Source organism: Streptomyces sp. NBC_01689, assembly GCF_036250675.1.
Classification (GTDB): domain Bacteria; phylum Actinomycetota; class Actinomycetes; order Streptomycetales; family Streptomycetaceae; genus Streptomyces.
In genome coordinates this window covers 6,409,278-6,432,129 of the sequence record NZ_CP109592.1, presented here as the reverse complement: position 1 = coordinate 6,432,129, position 22,852 = coordinate 6,409,278, and the positions used below count along the sequence as shown (strand labels likewise).

Below are 22,852 nucleotides of genomic sequence, written 5' to 3'. Positions count from 1 at the left end.
CCGCGCTGCGACGGAGCGGCCGGGGTGTACTCGGAACGACGAAGCGCGGGGCGCCCGTTCGACCGGGTGCCCCGCGCTTCCGTATGCGATCCGGCCTCAGTCCCCCGTCGTCGCCGAGACGGACGGCGCCGTCTGCTCGGCCGCCGCGGTCTTCTTCGACGTCGACTTGGCGGCCGTCTTCTTCGCCGTCGTCTTCTTGGCCGTGGTGGCCTTCTTGGCGACGGTCTTCTTGGCCGCGGTCTTCTTGGCGACGGTCTTCTTCGCCGTCGTCTTCTTGGCGGCCGTCTTGCGGGCGGCCGTCTTCTTCGCCGGGGCCGGGGCGTCGGCCTCGGCGACCTCCGCTCCGGCGGCCTCGGGCTCGGCTACCGGCTCCGCCGCCGCCGACGGGACGACCACGACGGCCGCCTCCTCGGACGCGGTGGGCGCGGTGGCCTTGCGCACGGCACGGCGGCGCGGACGCGCCGGCGCGGCGCTCTCTGCGGGAGCCTCGGCGGGCTTCGCGTCGGCCGGGGCCTCGGGCGCCGTGACCGGCTCCGTGACCGCGACCGTGACCACCGTCTCCTCCGCCGCGTCCGGTGAACCGGCCGGAGCCGACACCTTGCGCGTCGCACGGCGACGGGTCCGGCCCTTGGGCGCGGCCTCGTCCTCGGCGGCGGGGGCCGGCGCGGCCTCCGGCACCTCGGCAGTCTCGGCCACCGGCACCTCGGCTGCGGGCATCTCGACGACCGGGTCCTCGACCGCGACCGGCTCGGCCTCGGCGGCCTCGCGGGACGCCCTCTCGGCCCTCTCCTCGCGGCGGCTGCGCGGAGCACGCTCCTCCGCCTTCGGGGCGCCCGCGGGAGCCGAGGAACGCCGGGTGGCGCGTCGCCGCGAACGGCCACGGGACGCCGCGGCCTCCGCCTCGGCGGCGCTGCTGTAGAACTCCTCGTCGGCCCGGAACTCCGGCACGGCCTCCGCCGGAGCGGCGGTCTCGGCGGCGACCTCGGTCTCGGACTCGGCGGTCTCCGGCTCCTCCGCGGCCTCGTGCGTCTGCTCGTGATCGTGGTCGTGGTCGTGCGCCTGCTCGGCGCCGCCGCGGCCGCGCTTCTTGCGCTTGCCGCCGCCGCCCACGGACGTCGGCTGCTCCATGTGCACGATGACGCCGCGGCCGTTGCAGTGGACGCAGGTCTCGGAGAACGACTCCAGCAGGCCCTGGCCGACCCGCTTGCGGGTCATCTGGACGAGGCCCAGCGAGGTCACCTCGGCGACCTGGTGCTTCGTACGGTCGCGGCCCAGGCACTCCAGCAGGCGGCGCAGGACCAGGTCGCGGTTGGACTCCAGGACCATGTCGATGAAGTCGATGACGACGATGCCGCCCAGGTCGCGCAGCCGCAGCTGGCGCACGATCTCCTCGGCCGCCTCCAGGTTGTTCCTGGTGACGGTCTCTTCGAGGTTGCCGCCCTGGCCGGTGAACTTGCCGGTGTTGACGTCGACGACGATCATCGCCTCGGTCTTGTCGATCACCAGCGAACCGCCGCTGGGCAGCCAGACCTTGCGGTCCAGCGCCTTCATCAGCTGCTCGTCGATCCGGTAGGTCGCGAAGACGTCGACCTCGGAGGTCCACTTCGACAGCCGGTCGGTCAGGTCGGGCGCCACGTGCGCGACGTAGCCGTGGATGGTGTCCCACGCCTCGTCGCCGCTGACGATGACCTTGGAGAAGTCCTCGTTGAAGATGTCGCGGACGACGCGGACGGTCATGTCCGGCTCGCCGTAGAGCAGCGTCGGGGCGTTGCCGCTCTTCGCCTTCTTCCGGATGTCCTCCCACTGCGCCTGCAGACGCTCGACGTCACGGCGCAGCTCGTCCTCGCTCGCGCCCTCGGCGGCGGTGCGCACGATGACGCCCGCGTCCTCGGGGACGATCTTCTTGAGGATGGTCTTCAGACGCGCGCGCTCGGTGTCGGGCAGCTTGCGGCTGATGCCGGTCATGGAGCCCTCGGGCACGTAGACCAGGTAGCGGCCGGGCAGCGAGACCTGGCTGGTGAGGCGGGCGCCCTTGTGGCCGATCGGGTCCTTGGTGACCTGCACGAGGACCGACTGGCCGGACTTCAGGGCGGACTCGATGCGGCGCGGCCCGTTGGCCATGCCGAGCGCCTCGAAGTTGACCTCACCGGCGTAGAGGACCGCGTTGCGGCCCTTGCCGATGTCGATGAAGGCGGCCTCCATCGACGGCAGCACGTTCTGGACCTTGCCCAGGTAGACGTTGCCGACGTACGAGGTCGACTGCTCCTTGTTGACGTAGTGCTCGACGAGCACGTTGTCCTCGAGGACGCCGATCTGGGTGCGCTCGCCGCTCTGGCGGACGACCATGACACGCTCGACGGCCTCGCGGCGGGCCAGGAACTCGGCCTCGGTGATGATCGGGACGCGGCGGCGGCCCTGCTCGCGCCCTTCCCGGCGGCGCTGCTTCTTCGCCTCCAGGCGGGTGGAGCCCTTGATGGACTGCACCTCGTCGCTCGGGTGGTCGTCCTTCTTGCCGCGGGGCTCGCGGACCTTGACGACGGTGCGCTCGGGGTCGCTCTCGCCGGACTCGGCGTCGGTGCCGGAGTCACCGGCGCGACGGCGACGGCGGCGACGGCGACGGCTGCTGCTGGAGCCACCGTGCTCCTCGCGCTCGTCATCCTCCTCGGCGTCCTCGGCGTCCTCCGCGGACTGCTCGGCGGTGTCCTCGGCGTCCTGCGCGGACTGCTCGGCGGCGTACTCGTCGTCACCGGCCTCGCCGTCCGCGTCGGCGGACTCGCCACGGCGACGGCGACGGCCGCCACGGCGGCGGCGACGGCGCGAACCGGCCGACTCCTCCTCGTCGGACTCGTCGCCCTCGACGGCGTCCTCGGCGGACTCGTCGGTCTCCTCCGCCTCCTCGTCGGCGGCCTCGGCCGGGGCGGCCTGGACGGGCGCGGTCTGCGCGGGGGCTGCCACGGGCTCGTCCTCGGCCGCGCGGCGGCGACGCCGACGGCGGCCACCGGTGGTCTCCTCGGCGGCCGGCGCCTCGACGGTCCCGGTCACCTCGGCCGCCTCGGGAGCCTCCGCGGCCTCTTCGGCCGCCTCGGCGGCGGCCGCGGCCGCGGCCCGCTCCGGCGTCTGGAACATCGGCTCGGTGAACACGGGCGCCTGGAAGACGGCGACGGCCGGGCGCGCGGGGCGCCGTCCGGACTCGGTCTCCTTCGCGGCGGGGGCGGAGAAACCGACGGCGGCCTTGCGGGTGGCGCGGCGGCGGCCGCGACGCGGGGCACCGTCCTCCGGGGAGGACTCGGCGGAGTCGGCGGACTCTCCGGCGGCCTCGGCCGCGGAGGTCTCGGCCACCGCGGGTGTCTCGGCGACCACGGGGGTCTCGGCCGGCTGAGTCGCGGCGGACACGGGCGCCTCCCCACGCTCGTCGGCGGTGTCGCCCTCGGGCGCACCGGCGGGTGCGGAGACACGCCGGGTGGCGCGACGCCGGGTGGCGCGGCGGGGCGCGGCGTCCTCGGCGGCGGGTGCCTCGGCCGCGGGCTCCGCCGGGGCCTCGACGGGCACGACCGGCTCGGCCTCGACGGCCGCCGTGGCGTCACCGTCGGTGGCGGAACGGGGCGCGCCGGTCGGCGCGGAGGCGCGGCGGGTGGCACGACGGCGCGGCCGGGCGGCGGGTGCCGCCTCTTCGGCGGCGGCCTGCTCGGCCTCCACGGCGGGGGTCTGTGTCTCGGGGGCGGGGACCACGGTCTCGGCCGTGTCCGCCGCCTCGCCCTGCGCGGGGGCACCGGCGGGCGCGGAGGCCCTGCGGGTGGCCCGGCGGCGGCGGCGCGGCGCGCCGTCCTCGGCGGTCTCCGGGGCGGGCCCCTCGGCGCCGGTGTCGTCGGCCGGTTTCGCGTCGGCGGTCTCGGCCGCCGCTTCCTCCAGCGACTCCTCGGCCTCCTCGGCCTCGTCCGCCCCGGTGGCCGCCACGGCCTCGGCGGATGCCACCGGCGGTATGGCGGGCGCGGTGGTCTCCGCGACGGCCGGGGACTCGGCCGCGCCCGTGGGCGGACCGGCGGGACGCGACGCCGCACGGCGGCGGCGCCGCGGCGGCAGGGTGTCGCTGGGGGTGGTGTCGGTGTCGGACCTCTTGGAGGTCTCATGGGGCTCGGTGGGCCCGGTGAGCTCAGTGGGTTCGGTCGGTTCGAGCATGCGGGTGGATCTCCCGTCAGGCTCCCGGGCGCCGCGCCTGGCCCGGCAGTGCCGGTGACGTCCGCGGCTCGCGCGATGCGCGGTGCCGCCGTCCGGGGCGCGGGCGCCGCACGGGAGCTCTCTGTGTCCTGTCTCGCCGGTTCCGTACGCCATGTGTGCGTACGGCCTGGCGAAAGTCTTCTGGTGGGTGCGCTGCCCGACCCAGGTGGCTCCCGGATACGAGGGCGGCGCTACGACATCCGTCCCTACGCGGGACCTTCCTTACGCCGACACCTTCGCGGCGGCAGCTGTGGCGGCCCCTGTGCGATCGGCTGGGGCGGCCGTGACTGCCTCGCGGTCGGGCGCGAGCGGGTCGGTCACCGTGCCGGTCTCTTCATCGAACAGCCCCTGCGCCAGCCTGGTCACCGCTGCGGCGACCGGCGGCGCCAGGTCGGCCACGGCGCGAAGACCGGACAGGACGTCGTCGGGTCGAACGGCAGGCGTCACGTGCCGAACAACCAGCCGCAGTATCGCACAGGGCTGGTCCGTCGGCCTATCAGCCTGCGCGGTGTGCGCCTCCAGGCTCGCGACCGCGCCGCGGGCGTCGAAGGTGCGCATCCCGTTCTTGGCCCTGCGCTGGACCTCCACGGTGTCGGCCGCGTTGAAGGCGACGACGGCGCGCTCCGCGTCCTCGGGTGGCACGCCGTCGAGGCGCAGCTCCCACACGGACGCGGTGAGCCGGTCGGCGAGACCCGAGGTGCGGGCCTCGACGGCCTCGATGATGTCGAGCCCGAGGGGCATCGACTCGTCGAGGAGCTCGCGCAGCTTCTCCGGGTCACGCGCCGCGGTGAGCGCGATCTCCAGATATTCCGCCTCACTGCCCGTGCCGGTGGGTGCGGCATTGGCGTACGACACCTTCGGATGCGGCGTGAACCCCGCCGAGTAGGCCATCGGCACCTCGGCGCGGCGCAGCGCACGCTCGAAGGCGCGCTGGAAGTCACGGTGGCTGGTGAACCGGAGGCGGCCGCGCTTGGTGTAGCGCAGTCGGATGCGCTGCACCGCGGGTGCGGGCGGCGGGCCTTCGGGCTGTCGCTTGCCCAGTGTCGTTCAGTCCTTCGTGAGAGCGGTCGTCCTGCTACCTAGAGTACGTGCAGCGGCGGCTCCGGGTTCCCCGCGGGGTTCCGGCCGCGGGAGCGGCCCGGGCTCGCGCGGTGCGCCGAACAGCGTCCGGCGGACGTCGGCGCCGGCCTGCCGCGCGGACTCGCGGGCGGCGGCCAGGGTCTGCCGCGCCGACTCCCGGGCGGCGGCCAGGGTCCGCCGCGTGATCCGGCCCACACCGCGGGCGGCCTCGGCGGCGGGCCGCAGGACCGTGTCGCGGACGGCCTGCCCGAACGGGATCAGGAGGGTCCGGCAGGTCCAGCGCACGGGCTCCACGAAGGTGAGGCGGAGCAGCCGGGCCAGGAAACGCCCCACGGCGAGCGAGACGTGCCCAGCCACCCGCCAGGCGTGCCCGAAGGCCTCCGCGGTCTCCCGGCCGACGACGGCGAGGACGCGTCCCACGGGCACCAGCACCCCGCGCCACACGGCGAGCGCCGGCAGGACCAGCAGGATCCGCGCCGTCCAGTAGAGGCAGGTGCCGATCGCGCCGAAGATCATCCATACGAGTCGTCCGAGTCGGCGCACGGTCCACGCGGCGGCCCGTCCGACCGGCGTGAGGACCCACGCGTAACACCACACCGCCGGTACGACGATCAGATACCGCGTCAGCCAGGCAACGCCGCGGTACGCCCCGAGCCCGACCGCCACGAGTGCGGTGCCGGCCGCTTCGAGCAGCACGACGAGTACCCGCCCCACCGGCACCAGGAGCCACGCGTACACCAGGCCGAGCCCGGCACCCGATCCCCGCAGCGCACGGACCAGTACGGCTCCGGTCCCCCGCGCCGCCCGCCCCATCACCTGCCCGAGAGGCGTGAGCACCCGGTCGTACAGCCGGACCGCGGGCACCACGAGCAGCACGTACCCGAGCCGGCCCAGCATCCGGCCGGCCGGGACCACGACGTACCGCCACAGCGTCACCCACGGCCACACGAACACCGCCCACGCCACCCACGACAGCGCCCGCCCCGCGGGCCGCAGCACGCTGTCGCGCAGCAGCCGCCCGCCGACGGCCAGCGCGTCCCACCCGACGCGGACCGGCACCACGAGCACCAGTACGACGATCCGTACCGGCAGCCGGACGGCGACCGTGAGGCACCCCTCGGCCCGGGGCACGGGACGCTCGGCGGGCGGTTTCTCCAGATCCATACCGAGGGAGACGCGTCATCCCGCCGTACGGATGCGCGGGGGCGCCTCCCGGCCGTTCCGATCCGGGTGGGCTGAAAGGACCGGACCGGGGCACCCGGCTTCCTGAGGCACCGATGGGTGCCACTCCCTCGAAGGAAAGAGAAACCCATGTACATAGGACTGGGCACCGTCGTCCTCATCATCGTCATCGTCGCCGTCGTCATGATGCTGCGCCGCGGCTGACCGCTCCGCCCGTGTGCCGCCGGCCCGTGGCCCGAAGAGGCCCGGCCTGCCGCACCATCGGCCGCGACGGGGCGTACGTCATCGTCCTGACCCACGGCCCTGACCCACGGCAAGCCTGACCCACAGCCCGCCCCGAATTCCTTCCTCCGGGCGGGCATGGTCACGTCCGGCGGAGGCCGTCCGCCCCGGCCTTCCCGACACGCGTCCCGCCGTACCGGCTCATATCCTGGTGGAACAGAGCTGGAGGCCACAGATGTGTGCCGGTGACGACGAAGGCTCCCTCGAACAGGCGGCGAGGGATTTCATGGCGGTGCGTTCCCGACTCTTCGGCATCGCGTACCGCGTGCTCGGCAGTGCCGCGGAGGCCGAGGACATCGTCCAGGAGGCCTGGCTGCGCTGGCAGACCACCGACCGCGCCGCCGTCCGCGAACCCGGGGCGTTCCTGGCCACGGTCACCACCCGACTGGCCATCAACTGCGCCGGATCCGCCCGGGTCCGGCGCGAGTCGTACATCGGGCCGTGGCTTCCTGAGCCCGTCGACACCACGTCCGACCCGCAGTTGGGCGCGGAGCGGGCGGAGGTGCTCGACATGGCGCTCCTGTTCCTCCTGGAGAGGCTGAACCCGGTCGAGCGGGCCGCCTATGTCCTGCGGGAGGCCTTCAACTACCCGTACCGGCAGATCGCCGACATCCTGGAGACGAGCGAGCCCAACACACGCCAGCTCGTGAGCCGCGCCCGGAAACACCTGTCCGCGGAGCGCAGGGAGCCGGTCAGCTCCAGCGCTCACCGGCGCCTGCTGAAGGCCTTCGTCACCGCGGCGCGGACCGGCGATCTGGCGGCGCTCGAGGAGATCCTCTCGGCGGACGTGGTCAGTTACGCGGACGGCGGAGGGGTGCGCGGGGCGTCCAGGATCCCGGTCGTCGGCCGGCCGCGCGTCGCCCGGACCTTCGTCGCCTACGCGCCGCGGTTCTGGCCCGGGACGGAGGTCCGGTGGGTCGAGGCCAACGGCAGGCCTGCGGCCCTCGTCTCGGCCCGTGGTCAAGCGGTGGCCCTGGTCACCGCCGACGTCTCGGAGCGGGGCATCGAACGCGTCATGTGGGTGGTGAACCCGGCCAAGCTGGCTCCCTACGTGGCCTCGCTGCACGACGTGGCTCCGCTGCGCGGCTGAGCCCGCGACGGCACCCGGCACCGAGCGGGGCTCCCGGGCCGACGGCACCGGCGTGGCGGAGGCCGGTACGACCGGGAACGACGGCTGTCACAAACGGGAAACGCGTCTTGTCCTCTCTGCGGACAGTCCCTGTCCCTGTCGGGAGGAAGAAAAGACATGAGCACCGAGCACGCACACCTGCCCCCGGGCGTCGAGATCATCGCGACCCTGCCGGAGGCGGCGGCCGGGATCCCGGAGGGCGCCGAGGCCAGGACCGTACGGGTCACCCTGCGGCCCGGCGACCCGGGCGCGCCGCCGCACCGCCACCCCGGACCGCTCTTCGGCTACGTCACGCAGGGCGAGATCCTCTTCGAGCTGGAGGGCCTGCCGCCTCGGGTGCTCAAGGCCGGGGACGCCGTGTTCGAGCCCGGAGGCGACGTCATCCACTACCAGGGGGCCAACAACCTCCCGGACGCCCAGTCGGAGCTGGTGGTCACCATGTTCGCGGCGCCGGGAACGCCCGTCCTGACCGTGGTCGGCGCGGAGGAACTGGCCGAACGACGGCACTTGCGGTTCGCCAAGCCCTGACGGCACGGTACGGCCGCCGTCCGCCCGGCCGCCGGCGTACCGCGTACGGGGCCGGGTCCACCGGCGGAGAGCGCCGCGCCCGGCGCCCGGCCGAGCGGCTCTCCGACGGTCGCCGGTGGTCACCGGTGACCACCGGCGGGATCGAACTCGCCACCGGTGTGCGCCTGTTGGCCGGACACCAGCACGTCGTGGTGGCCGGGCAGGCCGTCACGGCCGACGTGCTCGCCGGCGGGCGGTGCGGCCCGGCGTCCTTCGCTCGGGAGTTCACGCCGTTCGGGGCGATCCGGGTCGACCCGAGGCCTTCGGCGAAGGCCGGTGCCCGGTCGTGTCCGGCGAAATCGGCGACGCCGCCCCGCACCGCGCGGCCGAGACCCGGTCACCCCGTCGCCCGGCCGCCCGCCGCCCGGAACGTACGAGCCCGTCCGGCTCCCGCCGGCAACGAACCGCGTACGCGGCCGAGTTGCGCGCGCACGAGGGAGAGCCGATCCGCTCCCGGGGCCCGGCCGCGCGACGCCTGACCGCTCCGCCGAGATGCCGAGCGTGTCGAAACGGGCTGCGGTGATCACCCTTGCTAGCGTCCACCTCGCCCAAATGATCCACAAATGATCGATTCGCACCCACGGGTGGTCGAGAGGACACGGACCATGAACGACTTCTCCCGGCGTCGGCTGTTGAAGACTTCCGCCGCCGCAGGCGCCGTCGCGGGCGCCGCCACGGTCGCCGTGCCGGGTGCCGCGGCAGCCGCGCCTCCTGGTGCGAGCGCCGCGGCCGGGTCCATCACGAGCGAGGCCTACGGGGCACAGTGCGGACCGGCGAGGCTGACCGGCCGCATCGTCCGTCCCCACGACCCCGGATACACCGACGCGCGCCTCGGCTGGGACCAGCTCTTCTCGCACTATCCGCTGGTCATCGTCTTCGCCCAGAACACCCAGGACGTGGTCAACGCCCTGACCTGGGCACGGCAGAACGATGTCGCGCTGCGCATCCGCAGCGGCCGCCACAGCCTCGAGGGCTGGTCGAACGTCGACAGCGGCCTCGTGATCGACATCAGCGAGCTGAAGTCGGTCCATCTCGACAGCGCTGCCCGGGTCGCGACGGTCGGCGCCGGACTCAACCAGCTGGAAGCGGTGACCACGCTCGCCAGGCGGAACTTCGCGGTGACGACGGGCACCGAGGGCACGGTGGGCCTGGCCGGCGCGACGCTCGGCGGCGGTTTCGGCTTCCTGACCCGCTGGCTGGGGATGGCCTGCGACAGCCTGATCGGCGCCGAGATCGTCGTGGCCGAGGGCGGTGAGTGCGCGAAGGTGATCAAGGTCGACCTGACCCATGACTCCGACCTGCTGTGGGCCCTGCGCGGCGCGGGCAACGGCAACTTCGGGATCGTCACCTCACTCACCTACCGAGTGGCCCCGCTGAAGAGCGTCACGTATGTGCAGGCCACCTGGGACGGCATCGGTGATCTGCGCAGGGTCTTCGAGGCCTGGCAGCGCACCGCGCCGTACGCCGACGACCGCCTCGGCACACAGGTCGAGATCCACCGCGGCCAGACCCTGCTGTTCGCGGTCCTCGCCGAGGGAACGCCCGCGGAGGCCAAGAAGTTGCTGGCCCCGATCCTGTCGGTCGGCAGGCCCCAGGTGTCGGTGCAGGTCGGCAACTGGGGCGAGGTGTACTCCGGCTTCCAGATCCCGACCGCGAACGAACCCGCGAACTGGAAGTTCTACTCCCAGTTCACCCGGAAACCCTTCCCGGGCCGGGCGATCGACGTGATCTCCTCGTTCATGCGGGAGGCGCCGACGGACGACAGCAACTTCTTCACCCAGGCGTTCGGCGGCGCGGTCAGGAGGAGTCCCCGCGGCGGTACGGCGTTCCCGCACCGCGACGCGCTCTTCTACTCCGAGCCCGGAGCCGGCTGGGGAACCCGTTCCGACCAGCCGGGCGTCTGCGACCCGCTCACCCCGCGGGCCCAGGCCTGGATCGCCGAGTTCAGCCAGGCGCTGCGGCCCTACGTGGACGGCGCCTACGTCAACGTCCCGAACGTCGGCATGCAGGACTGGGAGACCGCCTACTGGAAGGGCAACTACGAGCGCCTGCGCAGGATCAAGGCGAAGTACGACCCGCACAACGTCTTCCAGTACGACCAGAGCATCCCGCCCGCGTCCCGCTGACCAGCGCCGGCCGCGCCCCCTCCCGACCGACGAGGGGGCGCGGGCCCGGCCGGCCCACGGCCTTAGACCAGGGACCGGCTACCGGTGATCGGGGAAACCGCGCCCGCGGCCCTGGTCGGGAAGCAGACCGAAGCCGAGCAGCACGGCGGCCTCGACCCGCACCGTTCCCGGGGCGAAGACACCGTCGGATTCGGGATCGCCTCCGAAGCGGTTCCCATGACCGCGCATCCCGACCGTTTCCGGGTCGACGTCCTGGATGTGCACGACGGGGCCGAGCCTCACACCGCAGGCGTCCGCGTAGACCTCCGCCTTGCGCCGTGCGGCCTCGACCGCCCGGCGGCGGGCCTCGTCCCGGAGCGCGGGTTTGTCGAGCACGTCGAAGTGCATCTCGTCGACCCGGTTCGCGCCCGCCTCGACGGCGTCCTCCATCAGGACGTCGAGCCGGTCGAGGGCTTCGGTCTGCACGGTGTACGTCGCCTCGCAGCGGTAGCCGAGAAAGGTCCGGTCCGCGCCGTAGCCCTTGAATTCCGACTGCAGGGCGAGGCGTGACCCGGATACGTCGGAGTCGGGTATCCCGTGCTCCCGCAGGACCGCCCGCAGCCTGACAACCGCCGCGCCGGCCTGCTCGAAGGCTTCCTTGGGTGTGGGCGCCAGGAGGTCGACCGCGAGCTTCGCCTGGACGAGCCGGGGCTCCGCCGACACGTTCCCCGTACCGAGCACGCTGAGCCCCCAGGGCTCCTTGATCTCTGCCATCGGGTGATGGAATCAGCAACCGGCGACCGTCGCAACGGACTTGGACAGGACCCGGCGACGAGACCGCCGTATGCCCGACTCGCCCGTTCACCGCGGGTGAACGACTCCGGACCGGACACCCACCCGTCCACGAGCACGACTCGACGAGCGCCTCACGAGCCGAAGCGCGACGCCCCCAGAGTCACCTGGTGGCCGACGAGGCTGATCTCGACGCCGTCCGCGCCGGCCCGGGCCCCGCTGAAGTCCACGCCTTCCGGGAGATCGACCCGCCAGGCGGAACCGGCCCGTTCGGCGCCGGGAACGGTCACCGTGATCTCCGTGCCCTGCGCGAGGAGCGTCCCCGTGCTGTCCAGCGCCGCTCCGCCCACCGTGCCCGAGACCTTGATCCGGGCCGCCTGACCGTCCGAACCCGGAGCCCGGGAGACCTTCAGCGGGCCGCCGCCGCGCCCCAGTCGGGTCAGCACGCCGGACAGGTCCTCGTACGAGAGCGTGAGGGTGCCGGTCGCCAGGTCGGCATAGGCGCTGCGCGCCGTCAGCGACGACACGTTCACACCCCGCAGGTCGAGGTGGAGACGGTCGACGTTCAGATAACCGCCCTGCCTGTTGCTCGTGGTGTCGACGGTGAAGTTCCCGGCGTTCAGCGTGACGTGATCGAAATCGCCGCTCATCGCCTGCGTCAGAAAGGGAAATCCCTCGATCGACACGTCCACGGAGGAGTCGGTGCTGTTCGCGTAGCCGTACTTCTCCTTCACGAGGCGCTCGGCCTCCTTGTCCGCAAAATGCACGGCCGTCCGGTCGGCGACCACGAACAGCACGGCGAGCACCACCACCGTGACGGCCAGGACCTTCACCCATCGACGCCTCATACCGATCCCCCGTTGCAGGCAGTTGCGCGCCCAGCGATCATGCACTGCCACGGGTCGCGACACCAGCCCGGATCCTTCTCCTTTGTTCGGTTCGGCAGGCTTTGTCGGCTGCATTTTGGCAGGCTTTTCCAGTTCCGCGATATGCGGGTATGTCAGCAGAAGCCGACGATGAGCGCCGTGTCCGGGAGAGCCGGGCCGCACATCGGGGGACCAGCACGCCTCCCCGACGGCATGCGAGCCGCCGGAACCGCGACCGAGGCCCTGGAACCGATGCCCTATCTACACATGGCCGCATCTACTGTTAATGTGCAACTGCACATTGGTGGCAATAACGGCGGAGGACGTTGAACATGGCGGTTTACACGCTCCCGGAGCTTCCCTACGACTACGCGGCGCTCGAACCGGTCATCAACCCGGAGATCGTCGAGCTGCACCACGACAAGCACCACGCCGCGTACGTCAAGGGCGCGAACGACACCCTGGAGCAGCTCGCGGAGGCCCGCGACAAGGAGTCCTGGGGCTCCGTCAACGGCCTGGAGAAGAGCCTGGCCTTTCACCTCTCCGGGCACATCCTGCACTCGATCTACTGGCACAACATGACCGGCGACGGCGGTGGCGAGCCGCTGGCCGCGGACGGCGTGGGTGACCTCGCGGACGCCATCACGGAGTCCTTCGGCTCGTTCGCCGGCTTCAAGGCCCAGCTCACCAAGGCCGCCGCCACCACCCAGGGCTCCGGCTGGGGCGTCCTCGCGTACGAGCCGCTCAGCGGGCGCCTGATCGTCGAGCAGGTCTACGACCACCAGGGCAACGTCGGCCAGGGATCGACCCCGGTCCTCGTCTTCGACGCCTGGGAGCACGCCTTCTACCTGCAGTACAAGAACCAGAAGGTCGACTTCGTCGACGCCATGTGGGCCGTCGTCAACTGGCAGGACGTGGCGAAGCGTTACGCCGCCGCCAAGGAGCGCGGCGACAGCCTGCTCCTCGCCCCGTGACCTCCTGGCCTTGACGGCGGCCGCGCCCGCAGAGACGCCCTGCTCGTGATCGTCTTCTCAACCTTCACCCGCAGGCGGCACAAGGAAGGGGCTCCCGCGAGGACATGACTCGCGGGAGCCCCTTCTCGCTGACGCTGGCGCTGCCGCGCACCCGGCCCGGTACGGGCGCCGGGACGCCGCGGACGAGCCCACGGGGTCCGTCACACGGCCGGACGACCGGGTCAGCCGTCCAGATCGGCCAGCAGGCCACGGATGCGCCGCTCGATCTCGTCGCGGATCGGCCGGAAGGCGTCGACGCCCTGCCCCGCCGGGTCGTCGAGCCGCCAGTCGAGGTACCGCCTGCCGGGGAAGACCGGGCAGGTGTCGCCGCAGCCCATGGTGATCACGACGTCGGACGCCCGCACCGCTTCCACGGTCAGCACCTTCGGAGTCTCCGCCGAGATGTCGATGCCGACTTCCTCCATCGCGTCGACGACCGCCGGATTGACCGTGCCGGCGGGAGCGGAGCCGGCCGAACGGACTTCGACCCTGTCGCCCGCGAGGTGGGTGAGGAACGCGGCGGCCATCTGGGACCGCCCGGCGTTGTGGACACAGACGAACAGTACGGACGGACGCGGCGTGGCGGTGCTCATGGCAGATGTCTTTCCAGGGAGAGGCGGGTTCAGGGAGCGGACGGAGCGGGTTCGGCCCCACCGTGCGCGACGACGGCAGCTGTCGCGGCGGGTGCCGTTCGGCCGAACACCAGCGCCAGCAGACCCAGCCCGGCGGCGGCACCGACCAGTTGCGCGGTGATGAACGGGGCGACGGAGGCGGGGGCGATTCCCGCGAACGTGCCGGTGAAGGCCCGGCCGACGGTCACCGCCGGATTCGCGAACGACGTCGAGGACGTGAACCAGTACGCGGCCCCGACGTAGGACGGCACCGCGGCCGACGCGAGATGGGCGCGACCGGTCCGGGCCAGGCCGAGGACCAGCAGGACCAGCCCGGCCGTGGCCACGGTCTCGCCCAGCCACAGATGGCCGGCGGAACGGTCGTGCGCGGACCACCTCACCAGCGGTTGGGCGAACATCGCGTCAGCCAGCACCGCGCCGCCGATCGCGCCCACGATCTGGGCGAGGACGTACGCGGCACCTTCGCGTGCGGTCGTCCCGTCACCGCTCCTCCGACCGGTGAACCAGGCGGCCAGGGTGACGACCGGGTTGAAGTGGGCCCCCGAGACCGGCCCGAACAGCGTGATCAGCACCGCCAGGCCGAAGACGGTGGCGAGCGAGTTCGCGAGCAGCTGCACGCCGACGTCCCGCGACAGCTCCGTCGCCTGGATCCCGGACCCGACCACCACCGCGACCAGCACGGCGGTCCCCACCAGCTCGGCCGCCGCACGCCGTCCGAGCGAGACGCTCACGCGATCGCCCCCACGGGCTCAGGAGTGGTCAGGAACGCGCCCAGCCGGTCCAGCACGCCGGGGAGCACCCAGTAGTAGACCCAGGTCCCACGCCGTTCGCAGTCGATGAGTCCGGCCTGGCGGAGCAGCTTGAGATGGTGGGAGATCGTCGGCTGCGACAGCTCGAACGCGGGCGTCAGCTCACAGACGCACACCTCGCCGCCCTCCCGCGAGGCGACCATCGAGAGCAGCCGCAGCCGCACCGGGTCACCCAGCGCCTTGAACACCTTCGCCAGTTCGACGGCCCGGTCCGCGGCCAGCGGGGCCGAGGTCAGTCCCTGACAGCAGGCACCGTCCCCCTCCTGGCCCGTCAGCTCGCCCTCTTGTTTCGACATTCCTCTATGTTGACGTCTTTCGATCCAAGGCACAAGCTTGCATCAACGAACGTCGATACAAGCCCTTCCGGGGCCTGCCGCGCCCGGCCGTCCAGGAATGAGTCACGATGAGTGAGCAGCCCGCCGAGACACTGCGCGAGACCGTCCGCCGGCGGTACGCCGCCGCGGCCGTGAAGGTCACCGAGGGCGGTACCGCGTGCTGCGGACCCCATCCGGTCGAGACCGAGGAGCACTTCGGCGCCACGCTCTACGCGGCCGACGAGCGCGACGCGCTGCCCGCCGGAGCCGTCGCCGCCTCACTGGGCTGCGGCAACCCGACCGCCGTGGCCGGTCTCCACGAAGGCGAACGCGTCCTCGACCTCGGCTCGGGCGGCGGCATCGACGTCCTGCTCTCCGCCCGCCGTGTCGGGCCCACGGGGAAGGTCTACGGCCTCGACATGACCGACGAGATGCTCCGGCTCGCCCGCGCCAACGCCAGGAAGGCGGGCGCGACGAACGTCGAGTTCCTCAAGGGCACCATCGAGGCCGTCCCGCTCCCCGCGGGCAGCATCGACGTGGTGATCTCCAACCGCGTGATCAACCTGTCGACGGACAAGGCGGCGGTGTTCGCCGAGACGTTCCGTGTCCTGAGGCCGGGCGGCCGCGTCGGCGTCTCGGACGTGATCGCCGACGACGCCCTCACCCCCGCCCGGCGCGCCGAGCGGGGCGACCATGCCGGCTGCCTCGCGGGCGCCCTGTCCTTCACCGAGTACCGGGAAGGTCTCGAGGCGGCAGGGTTCACGGACGTCGAGATCACCCCCACCCCCACTCGGTGGCGGACGGCATGCACTCCGCCGTCGTCCACGCCACCAAGCCCCGGACCGGGGCGACGACATGACTGCGGTCGCCGGAACCGACCGGAACAGCCTTGAGGCCCCTCCCGACCGGGAGGGGCCGATCCGGAGGACCGCCCAGGGGCACCGCCCCGGGGACCGCTTCGGGGACCGCTTCGGAGGGGCCTCAAGGCTCGTACGGAGTGCCTCGATGCGGGCTGGTCAGCCGGTGCAGCCAGGCACGGGAGACGGGCTGCCGACGCAGTTGGTGGGACGGTTTCCCGTGATGGGGGAACGCTTGTTCACCACGACGCTGCCGGTCCCGTTGAACACACCTCCAGGGACGTTGCGCGCGCCGTTCTTGGTGACGGAGGTGTGGTCGAGGACGAGGTGGGAGCCGGGGTTGATGTTGTAGATACCGCCGGCCAGCAGAAGGGCGGTGTTCCTCTTGACGGTGCTCCGGTGGAAGGTGGCCCTTCCGAGCTGAGCGTTGGTGACGCCCCCGCCGTGGTCGCTGGCGATGTTGTCGGCGATCGTGCTGTCGTCGACGGTCATCCGGAAGTCGTTCCAGAGGCCGCCGCCGTCACCTGCCGTGACCTTGTTGCCGGTGATGGAACTGCGGGTGATGGTGATCCTTTTGTCGTTGAACACGCCTCCGCCGAAGAATCTGGCGGCCGTGTTGCGCTCGATCGAGGTGGAGACGACGGAGGCGGAGCCCTCGGTGGAAATTCCCCCGCCGGAACCCGCGGCCTGGTTGTCGGCGACCGTGGATCGAACGAGCCTCAGGGTTCCCAGGTTCTCGATGCCGCCACCGTTGTTGCCGGCGGTGTTCCCCGTGACGCGGACGGATGTCGCGCGGAGTGTCCCCCTGTCCTGGACGAGGACGCCGCCACCGTCGCCGGTCACCTCACCGTTCTCGATCTTGAGATCGCTGAGCGTCACCCGTCCGCCGGCCGCGACATCGAGAAGACGGAAGAGGTTCGCGGTGGTAGCGCGCCGGAGAGTGGCACCGTTTCCGTCGATGGTGACGGGCACCCGGAGGGGAGGCGTCGCGTCATCGCCCGAGACGGGCGCCGTGAAGTCGTAGACGCAGCCTCTGGCGAGACTGAGGTCGCCGAAACCCCGGGAGTTGGCTCTGGTGAGGGCGGCGACCAGTGAACTCGTCCCGCACCGCACCCGCTCATGGCTGTGGGCGACCGCGGGGACGGCGGTGACGGTGGTGGCGGCCGCGGCAATCGCGGCGGCACCGGCAAGGGCTCGGAGTGCGGGCAAGGCGGCATCCCTCTTTCGGATCGACGGGCTCCAGGCGCACGGCCTGCAGGGGCGCGCAGCACACATGCGCGACAGTGCCGAGAATGTGCCTCAACGATTTCCGGCACTCGGAGCCACGCGGGGCCGCTCCGTCGTTCGGTCGGCGAGGGCAACCCGAAGAGACCTGCTGTCCGTCCCCCGGTCGCGGTGGCCGCCGGGCGACCCGTGGCGGCGATGCCCGGCCCACCGCACACCCCCATGACCGACAAGCCCCCTCCCGGTCGAGGAGAGGGGGCTCGGACGGCCACTGTTCCACTTGGCAGCGCCGGCGCAGAGGTTCAAGGACCCGAAACGCCCACCGTGGCCGGCGACAATGCTGCCGCGGTGACGCTCCTGGTGAGGTGGGGGGACGGCTTGATTCTCTGTGGGGCGCTCGCCCTGATCGCGGGCTGCGCTTTCACCGCGGTGGCCTGCGGCTGTCGCGGCGTGGACATCTGGGTGTGGGACTGCGCGGACGTGACGTTCACGCACAGGACGCGATGGGGGACGCCCTGGACAAGCCCTGGACGCATGCGGCTGCAGTTCGGCTTCCTGGGAGTCGGCCTGGTGATCGCGGGATGGATGGCAGTGACGCGCTGAGAGCGCGGTGGCGGGAGACCCTCCGCGTTTCCGCGGGAGCGGGAGTTCCTCTGCCCTTCGTCCGCGCGTCGGTCAAGCCGCCACCTGCTGGCTCTGCTCTTCCTCACTCTCCCTCAACCCGGTACCGGCGAGGCTTACCTCGCCGCTCCACCACACCCGTCCTACGCCTCCGGGTCCCACTCGCGGAGCAGGTCGAACAGACCCGCGTCTCCGTCGAGCCGCAGGGAGTCCGCCGCAATACGGTCGTACACGAAGAGAACCAGCTCACTGGCCGTGCCGTGAACGGAGACACCCGCCACGTCCGGGCTCCCGTCGGCAGCGGCGACAGACGTCGTACCGGGCGCGGGGACACGGGCACAGCGTGCGCCGTCGCCGTCGACCGTGAGACGCCAGGAGTGACCGCCGGTGGCGTGAAAGTCGAAGGCAGTGGCCTTGTGCGGCCAGGCACTCGTCGTCGCGACGCAGGTGGACAGGAACTCCTCGACACCGTCGAGTGCCACCTCGTCCGGCAGCGGCTCCGGGGCGCCCACAGTGACCTGGGCGTCGTAGGTGTGCACCGCGAACTGCTGGAGCTGGTGCCGGGCGACGGCGCCACAGGTCGGCGGCGACTGGGACGCACCCCACCACGTCCAGCAACCGCGATCCGCGCCCGCCTCCCGCAAGGCGTCGACCAGTTGCTCCGTGGACTCCGCCAGCCAGGCCAGCAGGGCCTCGCGCTCCCGAGGCACGGCCGGGGCGCCCTCCGCGGCGGACTTGGCCGGAGCGGGCCCCGCGGCGACGGTGGCGGCCCAGTCGCGGCGCCCCTCGCCGATGTGCTGCGCCAGATCGAACAGCGTCCACTCCGGGCAGGTCGGCACCTGCACGTCGAGGCTGGGCGCGGACGCGATCGCGGCGCGGAAGGCGGTCGACCGATCGTCGATCAGTCGCAACAGGGCGGGGAACGCAAGTGTCGTCGTCACATGGACTCTCTATCACCGCGTTCCGACCGTCGGACAGCGATTTTCACAGCCGAGGCGCCGAGCGCAAGGCACGGGCCGGGCGCCTCGGATGACGCTGCGTCAACCTTGCGAAGCGATCCGTGAGTTACGCCCCCCCCAGAACGGGCGAGCCCCCTTCCCGCTCAGGAAAGGGGGCTCGCGGCCACACAGTCGCGCACAAGCGGATGCCGGCCTCGGGCCCACTCCACCAGGGTCCGCCTCGGAGGCGACGCGCGGTGAAGCCCCGGGGCCCGGCCGGGCGTCCGCAGGGGTCAGTGGGAGTGACCGCTCGAAGCCGGCGCGGGCGCCGCGTTCTTGACCGTCAGCGGCAGCAACTTCTTGCCCGTCGGGCCGATTTGGATCTGCGTGTCCATCTGCGGACAGACCCCGCAGTCGAAGCACGGGGTCCAGCGGCAGTCCTCGACCTCGGTCTCGTCGAGGGCGTCCTGCCAGTCCTCCCAGAGCCAGTCCTTGTCGAGGCCGGAGTCGAGGTGGTCCCAGGGGAGGACCTCCTCGTAGGTGCGCTCGCGGGTCGTGTACCAGTCGACGTCCACACCGAAGTCGGGGAGCGTCTTCTCCGCGCAGGACATCCAGCGGTCGTACGAGAAGTGCTCGCGCCACCCGTCGAAGCGGCCGCCGTCCTCGTAGACCGCGCGGATGACCGAGCCGATGCGGCGGTCGCCGCGGGAGAGCAGGCCCTCGACGATGCCGGGCTTGCCGTCGTGGTAGCGGAAGCCGATCGAGCGGCCGTACTTCTTGTCGCCGCGGATCTTGTCGCGGAGCTTGCCGAGGCGCTCGTCCGTCTGCTCGGCGGAGAGCTGCGGGGCCCACTGGAAGGGCGTGTGCGGCTTGGGGACGAACCCGCCGATCGAGACCGTGCAGCGGATGTCGTTCTGGCCGGAGACCTTGCGCCCCTCGGCGATCACGTTCATCGCCATGTCGGCGATCTGCAGGACGTCCTCGTCCGTCTCCGTCGGCAGGCCGCACATGAAGTACAGCTTCACCTGGCGCCAGCCGTTGCCGTAGGCCGTGGAGACGGTCCGGATCAGGTCCTCCTCCGAGACCATCTTGTTGATGACCTTGCGCATGCGCTCGGAGCCGCCCTCGGGGGCGAAGGTGAGGCCGGAGCGGCGGCCGTTGCGGGTCAGCTCGTTCGCCAGGTCCACGTTGAACGCGTCGACGCGGGTGGACGGGAGGGAGAGACCGACCTTGTCCTCCTCGTACCGGTCCGCCAGGCCCTTCGCGATGTCACCGATCTCGCTGTGGTCGGCGGAGGAGAGGGAGAGGAGGCCGACCTCCTCGAAGCCCGTCGCCTTCAGGCCCTTCTCGACCATCTCGCCGATGCCCGTGATGGAGCGCTCACGGACCGGGCGGGTGATCATGCCGGCCTGGCAGAAGCGGCAGCCGCGCGTACAGCCGCGGAAGATCTCCACGGACATGCGCTCGTGGACCGTCTCGGCCAGGGGGACGAGGGGCTGCTTCGGGTAGGGCCACTCGTCCAGGTCCATCACCGTGTGCTTGGACACGCGCCACGGGACGCCCGACTTGTTGGGCACGACCCGGGCGATCCGGCCGTCGGCGAGGTACTCGACGTCGTAGAACGCCGGGATGTAGACGTTCCCCGTCTTCGCCAGGCGGAAGAGGACCTCCTCGCGGCCGCCCGGGCGCCCCTCCGCCTTCCAGGCGCGGATGATCTCGGTCATGTCGAGCACGGCCTGCTCGCCGTCACCGAGGATCGCCGCGTCGATGAAGTCGGCGATGGGCTCGGGGTTGAAGGCCGCGTGACCGCCGGCCAGCACGATCGGGTCGTCGAGCGTGCGGTCCTTGGACTCCAGGGGGATCCCGGCCAGGTCCAGGGCCGTGAGCATGTTCGTGTAGCCCAGCTCGGTGGAGAAGGACAGTCCGAAGACGTCGAAGGCCTTCACCGGCCGGTGGCTGTCCACCGTGAACTGCGGGACCCGGTGCTCGCGCATCAGCTCCTCGAGGTCCGGCCAGACGCTGTAGGTGCGCTCGGCGAGGACGCCCTCACGCTCGTTGAGCACCTCGTAGAGGATCATGACGCCCTGGTTGGGCAGTCCGACCTCGTAGGCGTCGGGGTACATCAGCGCCCAGCGGACGTCGCAGGCCTCCCAGGGCTTGACCGTGGAGTTGAGCTCTCCGCCGACGTACTGGATCGGCTTCTGCACATGCGGGAGCAGAGCTTCGAGCTGTGGAAACACCGACACAGCGGCTTCGGCAGGCATCTCGCGAACCTTCGTGAGCGGGGACGTACTGACAGGGGTGACCATCCAGCGTAACGCGGCCGGGAGCACCCCCCGTACGCTCAGATCGCTCCGCTGCCCCGGATCGCCTCCCACACCCCCGGCAACGCCGCCTCCACCTCGGCCGCGCGCCTCTCCTCACGGCCGTACAGCACGCCGTACGGGAACGCGCTCTCACCCGCCTCGTGGGCCTGGGCGGCCAGGTCGCGCAGGGCCTCGCGGGCCATCAGGCTGTCCTGGTGGTCGCCGAGCAGGCTCTGCAGCGACTTCATCGACTTGACCAGCCCCGCCGCGGAACCGCCGAGGGCCGGGACGGCGGCCTCGGCGGCGTACCGGGTGCGCTTGGCCTTCTTGCGGGCCTCGTGCATCGCGAGGTCGCGGTCGGCGCCGGGGGCCAGGCCCAGAGCCTGGTCGACCAGCGCGGAGACCTTCGCGAAGTCCTTCCGTACGGCCTTGGCGATCACCTTCGCGGGATCGCCGGCCGCGGCCTTCAGCAGGGGCGGGTCGTCCACCGCACCGTCCAGCGCCGCCAGCAGGCCGAGATAGCGGCCGCCGTCGAGTACGGCGATCACATGGCGCCGGGAACCCTCGCCGCGCGCCTGCGACCAGGTGCGCAGCCGGTCACGGACAGGGCCGGTGAGCAGGGCCTCCGGGAGGCCGTCGAGCGCCTCGGTCAGGCGTTCGGCGAGGACTTCCTGGTCCCGGCCGACGCCGAGCTCTCCGGCGAGCCACTTCAGTTCCTCGCCGATCGGGTCGGTGACGGCGCGGTCGAGGACCTTGCCGTACGAGCGGAAGGCGCTGCGCATACGGCGGGTGGCGACCCGCATGCTGTGGACGGAGTCGTGCAGGTCGCGGCGGACGGCCGGGTCCAGTTCGATGATCGCGTCGCGCTGGGTACGGAGGTAGGCGAGGACGTGGTCGCCCGCTGTCCGCGGGGCGGTGTCCGCGGGCTTCTTCCGGCCCGGCCGCTCGGCCTCCTCGACCTGCCCGGCCGCCCTGGACCGGGCGGTCCGGGCCGTCCGGCCCGACGTGCCGCTCCTGCCTCGCTCGGACCGCTCCGGCCGTCCCTTCCGCTTGCCCGGCTGCTCGGCGCCTGCGCCGTCCGTGGCGTCGGCGGTGTCGGCGGTGTCGGGGGTCCCGGTGACGGAATCCGCGTCGGCGTCGATATCAGCGTCGGTGTCGGCGAGTGCCTTCGCGAGTTTGGACTTCGAGGAGGAGCGGGTCAGGCCCGCCTTGCGGAGCTTCTTCTCCACCTTGTCGAGGAAGGCCGGATCGCCGTCGTCGGCGAGCTCCACCTCGATCTCCGTCCACTCGGCGACGCCGGTGCCGCCGCTGAGCCGCTCCGCGCGGACGTGGTCGACGCTGACCTCGGCGAGCAGCGCACCGGAGTCGTCGACCAGATGGCGGACGTCCCGGGCCGACCGGAGGCGTACGACGGGGACGAGTTCGGCTTCGCGGACACGGGACCGTACGAGGGCGGAGAGGGAGTGCGGGACGGTGTCGGAAAGCGGGGCGCGGATCTCGTCGCGGACGCCTTCGGACACGGGAAGCTTGAGATGCCAGCCGGCGTCGTCTCCGCCGGTGCGGCGGCGCAGGGTGAGGGAGGCGGCGGCGAGTCGCTGGTCGGCCGTGTCGTAGTAGGTGGCGTCGAGATCCGCCACGCCCTTGTCGAGGACGCCCGAGACTCCGGGGACGCGGGTCAGGTCCGGCAGGGCCGGGTCACCTCCGGCGAGGGGACCCTCGTACTTCCGTTCGACTTCTCGCTTGGTGTCCGCCATGACCTGAATCTAGTGGCAGCGGGGCCGGGATGGCAGTGCCCGGACCTGCCGGGACTGTCGCGGGAGACCGGAATTCGCCCCCGCCACGCCTCCCCGCTCCCCTCCCCCGGCGTCCGCCGTCCGCGGTACCCCGCGCATCCCGAACGGTCTCGTCCGAAAACCCCGG

At 72.1% G+C, this 22,852-nt stretch carries 17 protein-coding genes and 1 pseudogene; 6 read left to right on the top strand and 12 right to left on the bottom strand.

Features of this window, described 5'->3' with window-relative positions; translation table 11 throughout:
* Window positions 1–96: 96 nt before the first annotated feature.
* From OG776_RS27390 to OG776_RS27380, 3 genes are all read right to left on the bottom strand, one after another.
* Window positions 97–4,176, bottom strand: a complete 4,080-nt coding sequence (locus tag OG776_RS27390; RefSeq protein ID WP_329326531.1) for an Rne/Rng family ribonuclease — start codon at window positions 4,174–4,176, stop codon at window positions 97–99.
* A gap of 261 nt (window positions 4,177–4,437) precedes the next feature.
* Window positions 4,438–5,214, bottom strand: coding sequence for a TIGR03936 family radical SAM-associated protein (locus OG776_RS27385; protein WP_148013947.1), 777 nt, complete (start codon window positions 5,212–5,214; stop codon window positions 4,438–4,440).
* 48 nt (window positions 5,215–5,262) lie between these two features.
* Window positions 5,263–6,459 carry a hypothetical protein gene (locus tag OG776_RS27380; protein ID WP_329322688.1) on the bottom strand — a complete coding sequence of 399 codons (1,197 nt, stop codon included), beginning with the start codon at window positions 6,457–6,459 and terminating at the stop codon, window positions 5,263–5,265.
* A 475-nt stretch (window positions 6,460–6,934) separates the two neighbouring features.
* Here OG776_RS27380 and OG776_RS27375 point away from each other — a divergent pair, with 475 nt between their 5' ends.
* The 3 genes from OG776_RS27375 to OG776_RS27365 all read left to right on the top strand — a co-directional run bounded on the left by OG776_RS27375 (window position 6,935) and on the right by OG776_RS27365 (window position 10,581).
* Window positions 6,935–7,849 (top strand): RNA polymerase sigma-70 factor, encoded by a 915-nt coding sequence (locus tag OG776_RS27375; protein WP_148013949.1) that lies wholly within the window; start codon window positions 6,935–6,937, stop codon window positions 7,847–7,849.
* Between the two features lie 156 nt (window positions 7,850–8,005).
* Complete coding sequence (locus OG776_RS27370; RefSeq protein ID WP_148013950.1) at window positions 8,006–8,416, top strand: cupin domain-containing protein; 411 nt, start codon at window positions 8,006–8,008, stop codon at window positions 8,414–8,416.
* A gap of 602 nt (window positions 8,417–9,018) precedes the next feature.
* Window positions 9,019–10,581, top strand: coding sequence for an FAD-binding oxidoreductase (locus OG776_RS27365; protein WP_329322687.1), 1,563 nt, complete (start codon window positions 9,019–9,021; stop codon window positions 10,579–10,581).
* 78 nt (window positions 10,582–10,659) lie between these two features.
* Here the strand turns inward: OG776_RS27365 and OG776_RS27360 are convergent, their stop codons facing one another.
* Together OG776_RS27360 and OG776_RS27355 are read right to left on the bottom strand one after the other, a co-directional pair.
* Window positions 10,660–11,334 (bottom strand): SIMPL domain-containing protein, encoded by a 675-nt coding sequence (locus OG776_RS27360; RefSeq protein ID WP_148013951.1) that lies wholly within the window; start codon window positions 11,332–11,334, stop codon window positions 10,660–10,662.
* Window positions 11,335–11,486: 152 nt separating this feature from the next.
* Window positions 11,487–12,200 (bottom strand): LmeA family phospholipid-binding protein, encoded by a 714-nt coding sequence (locus OG776_RS27355; protein WP_148013952.1) that lies wholly within the window; start codon window positions 12,198–12,200, stop codon window positions 11,487–11,489.
* 350 nt (window positions 12,201–12,550) lie between these two features.
* Here OG776_RS27355 and OG776_RS27350 point away from each other — a divergent pair, with 350 nt between their 5' ends.
* Window positions 12,551–13,192 carry a superoxide dismutase gene (locus OG776_RS27350; protein ID WP_148013953.1) on the top strand — a complete coding sequence of 214 codons (642 nt, stop codon included), beginning with the start codon at window positions 12,551–12,553 and terminating at the stop codon, window positions 13,190–13,192.
* 221 nt (window positions 13,193–13,413) lie between these two features.
* Here OG776_RS27350 and OG776_RS27345 read toward each other — a convergent pair whose 3' ends face one another.
* The 3 genes from OG776_RS27345 to OG776_RS27335 are packed head-to-tail and all read right to left on the bottom strand — an operon-like array spanning window position 13,414 to window position 14,968.
* Window positions 13,414–13,824 (bottom strand): arsenate reductase ArsC, encoded by a 411-nt coding sequence (locus OG776_RS27345; RefSeq protein ID WP_329322686.1) that lies wholly within the window; start codon window positions 13,822–13,824, stop codon window positions 13,414–13,416.
* A 29-nt stretch (window positions 13,825–13,853) separates the two neighbouring features.
* A complete protein-coding gene (locus tag OG776_RS27340; protein ID WP_329322685.1) occupies window positions 13,854–14,594 on the bottom strand; it encodes an aquaporin in 741 nt (246 codons plus the stop codon).
* Window positions 14,591–14,968: an ArsR/SmtB family transcription factor gene (locus OG776_RS27335; protein WP_148013955.1), complete on the bottom strand. Its 378-nt coding sequence runs from the start codon at window positions 14,966–14,968 to the stop codon at window positions 14,591–14,593. The genes OG776_RS27340 and OG776_RS27335 overlap by 4 nt, the downstream gene beginning before the upstream one ends.
* Window positions 14,969–15,075: 107 nt before the next feature.
* Between OG776_RS27335 and arsM the strand changes: the two are divergent.
* Window positions 15,076–15,845: pseudogene (arsM, locus tag OG776_RS27330) on the top strand (arsenite methyltransferase).
* Between the two features lie 157 nt (window positions 15,846–16,002).
* Here arsM and OG776_RS27325 read toward each other — a convergent pair.
* Window positions 16,003–17,052, bottom strand: coding sequence for a hypothetical protein (locus OG776_RS27325; RefSeq protein ID WP_329322684.1), 1,050 nt, complete (start codon window positions 17,050–17,052; stop codon window positions 16,003–16,005).
* A gap of 393 nt (window positions 17,053–17,445) precedes the next feature.
* Between OG776_RS27325 and OG776_RS27320 the strand changes: the two genes are divergently transcribed.
* Window positions 17,446–17,670 (top strand): hypothetical protein, encoded by a 225-nt coding sequence (locus tag OG776_RS27320; protein WP_329322683.1) that lies wholly within the window; start codon window positions 17,446–17,448, stop codon window positions 17,668–17,670.
* A gap of 161 nt (window positions 17,671–17,831) precedes the next feature.
* Here the strand turns inward: OG776_RS27320 and OG776_RS27315 are convergent, their stop codons facing one another.
* The 3 genes from OG776_RS27315 to OG776_RS27305 form a co-directional block, all read right to left on the bottom strand.
* Window positions 17,832–18,629 (bottom strand): maleylpyruvate isomerase family mycothiol-dependent enzyme, encoded by a 798-nt coding sequence (locus tag OG776_RS27315; RefSeq protein ID WP_329322682.1) that lies wholly within the window; start codon window positions 18,627–18,629, stop codon window positions 17,832–17,834.
* A 290-nt stretch (window positions 18,630–18,919) separates the two neighbouring features.
* Window positions 18,920–20,890: a TIGR03960 family B12-binding radical SAM protein gene (locus OG776_RS27310; RefSeq protein WP_148013958.1), complete on the bottom strand. Its 1,971-nt coding sequence runs from the start codon at window positions 20,888–20,890 to the stop codon at window positions 18,920–18,922.
* Between the two features lie 80 nt (window positions 20,891–20,970).
* Complete coding sequence (locus OG776_RS27305) at window positions 20,971–22,686, bottom strand: CYTH and CHAD domain-containing protein (protein WP_148013959.1); 1,716 nt, start codon at window positions 22,684–22,686, stop codon at window positions 20,971–20,973.
* Window positions 22,687–22,852 lie beyond the last annotated feature (166 nt).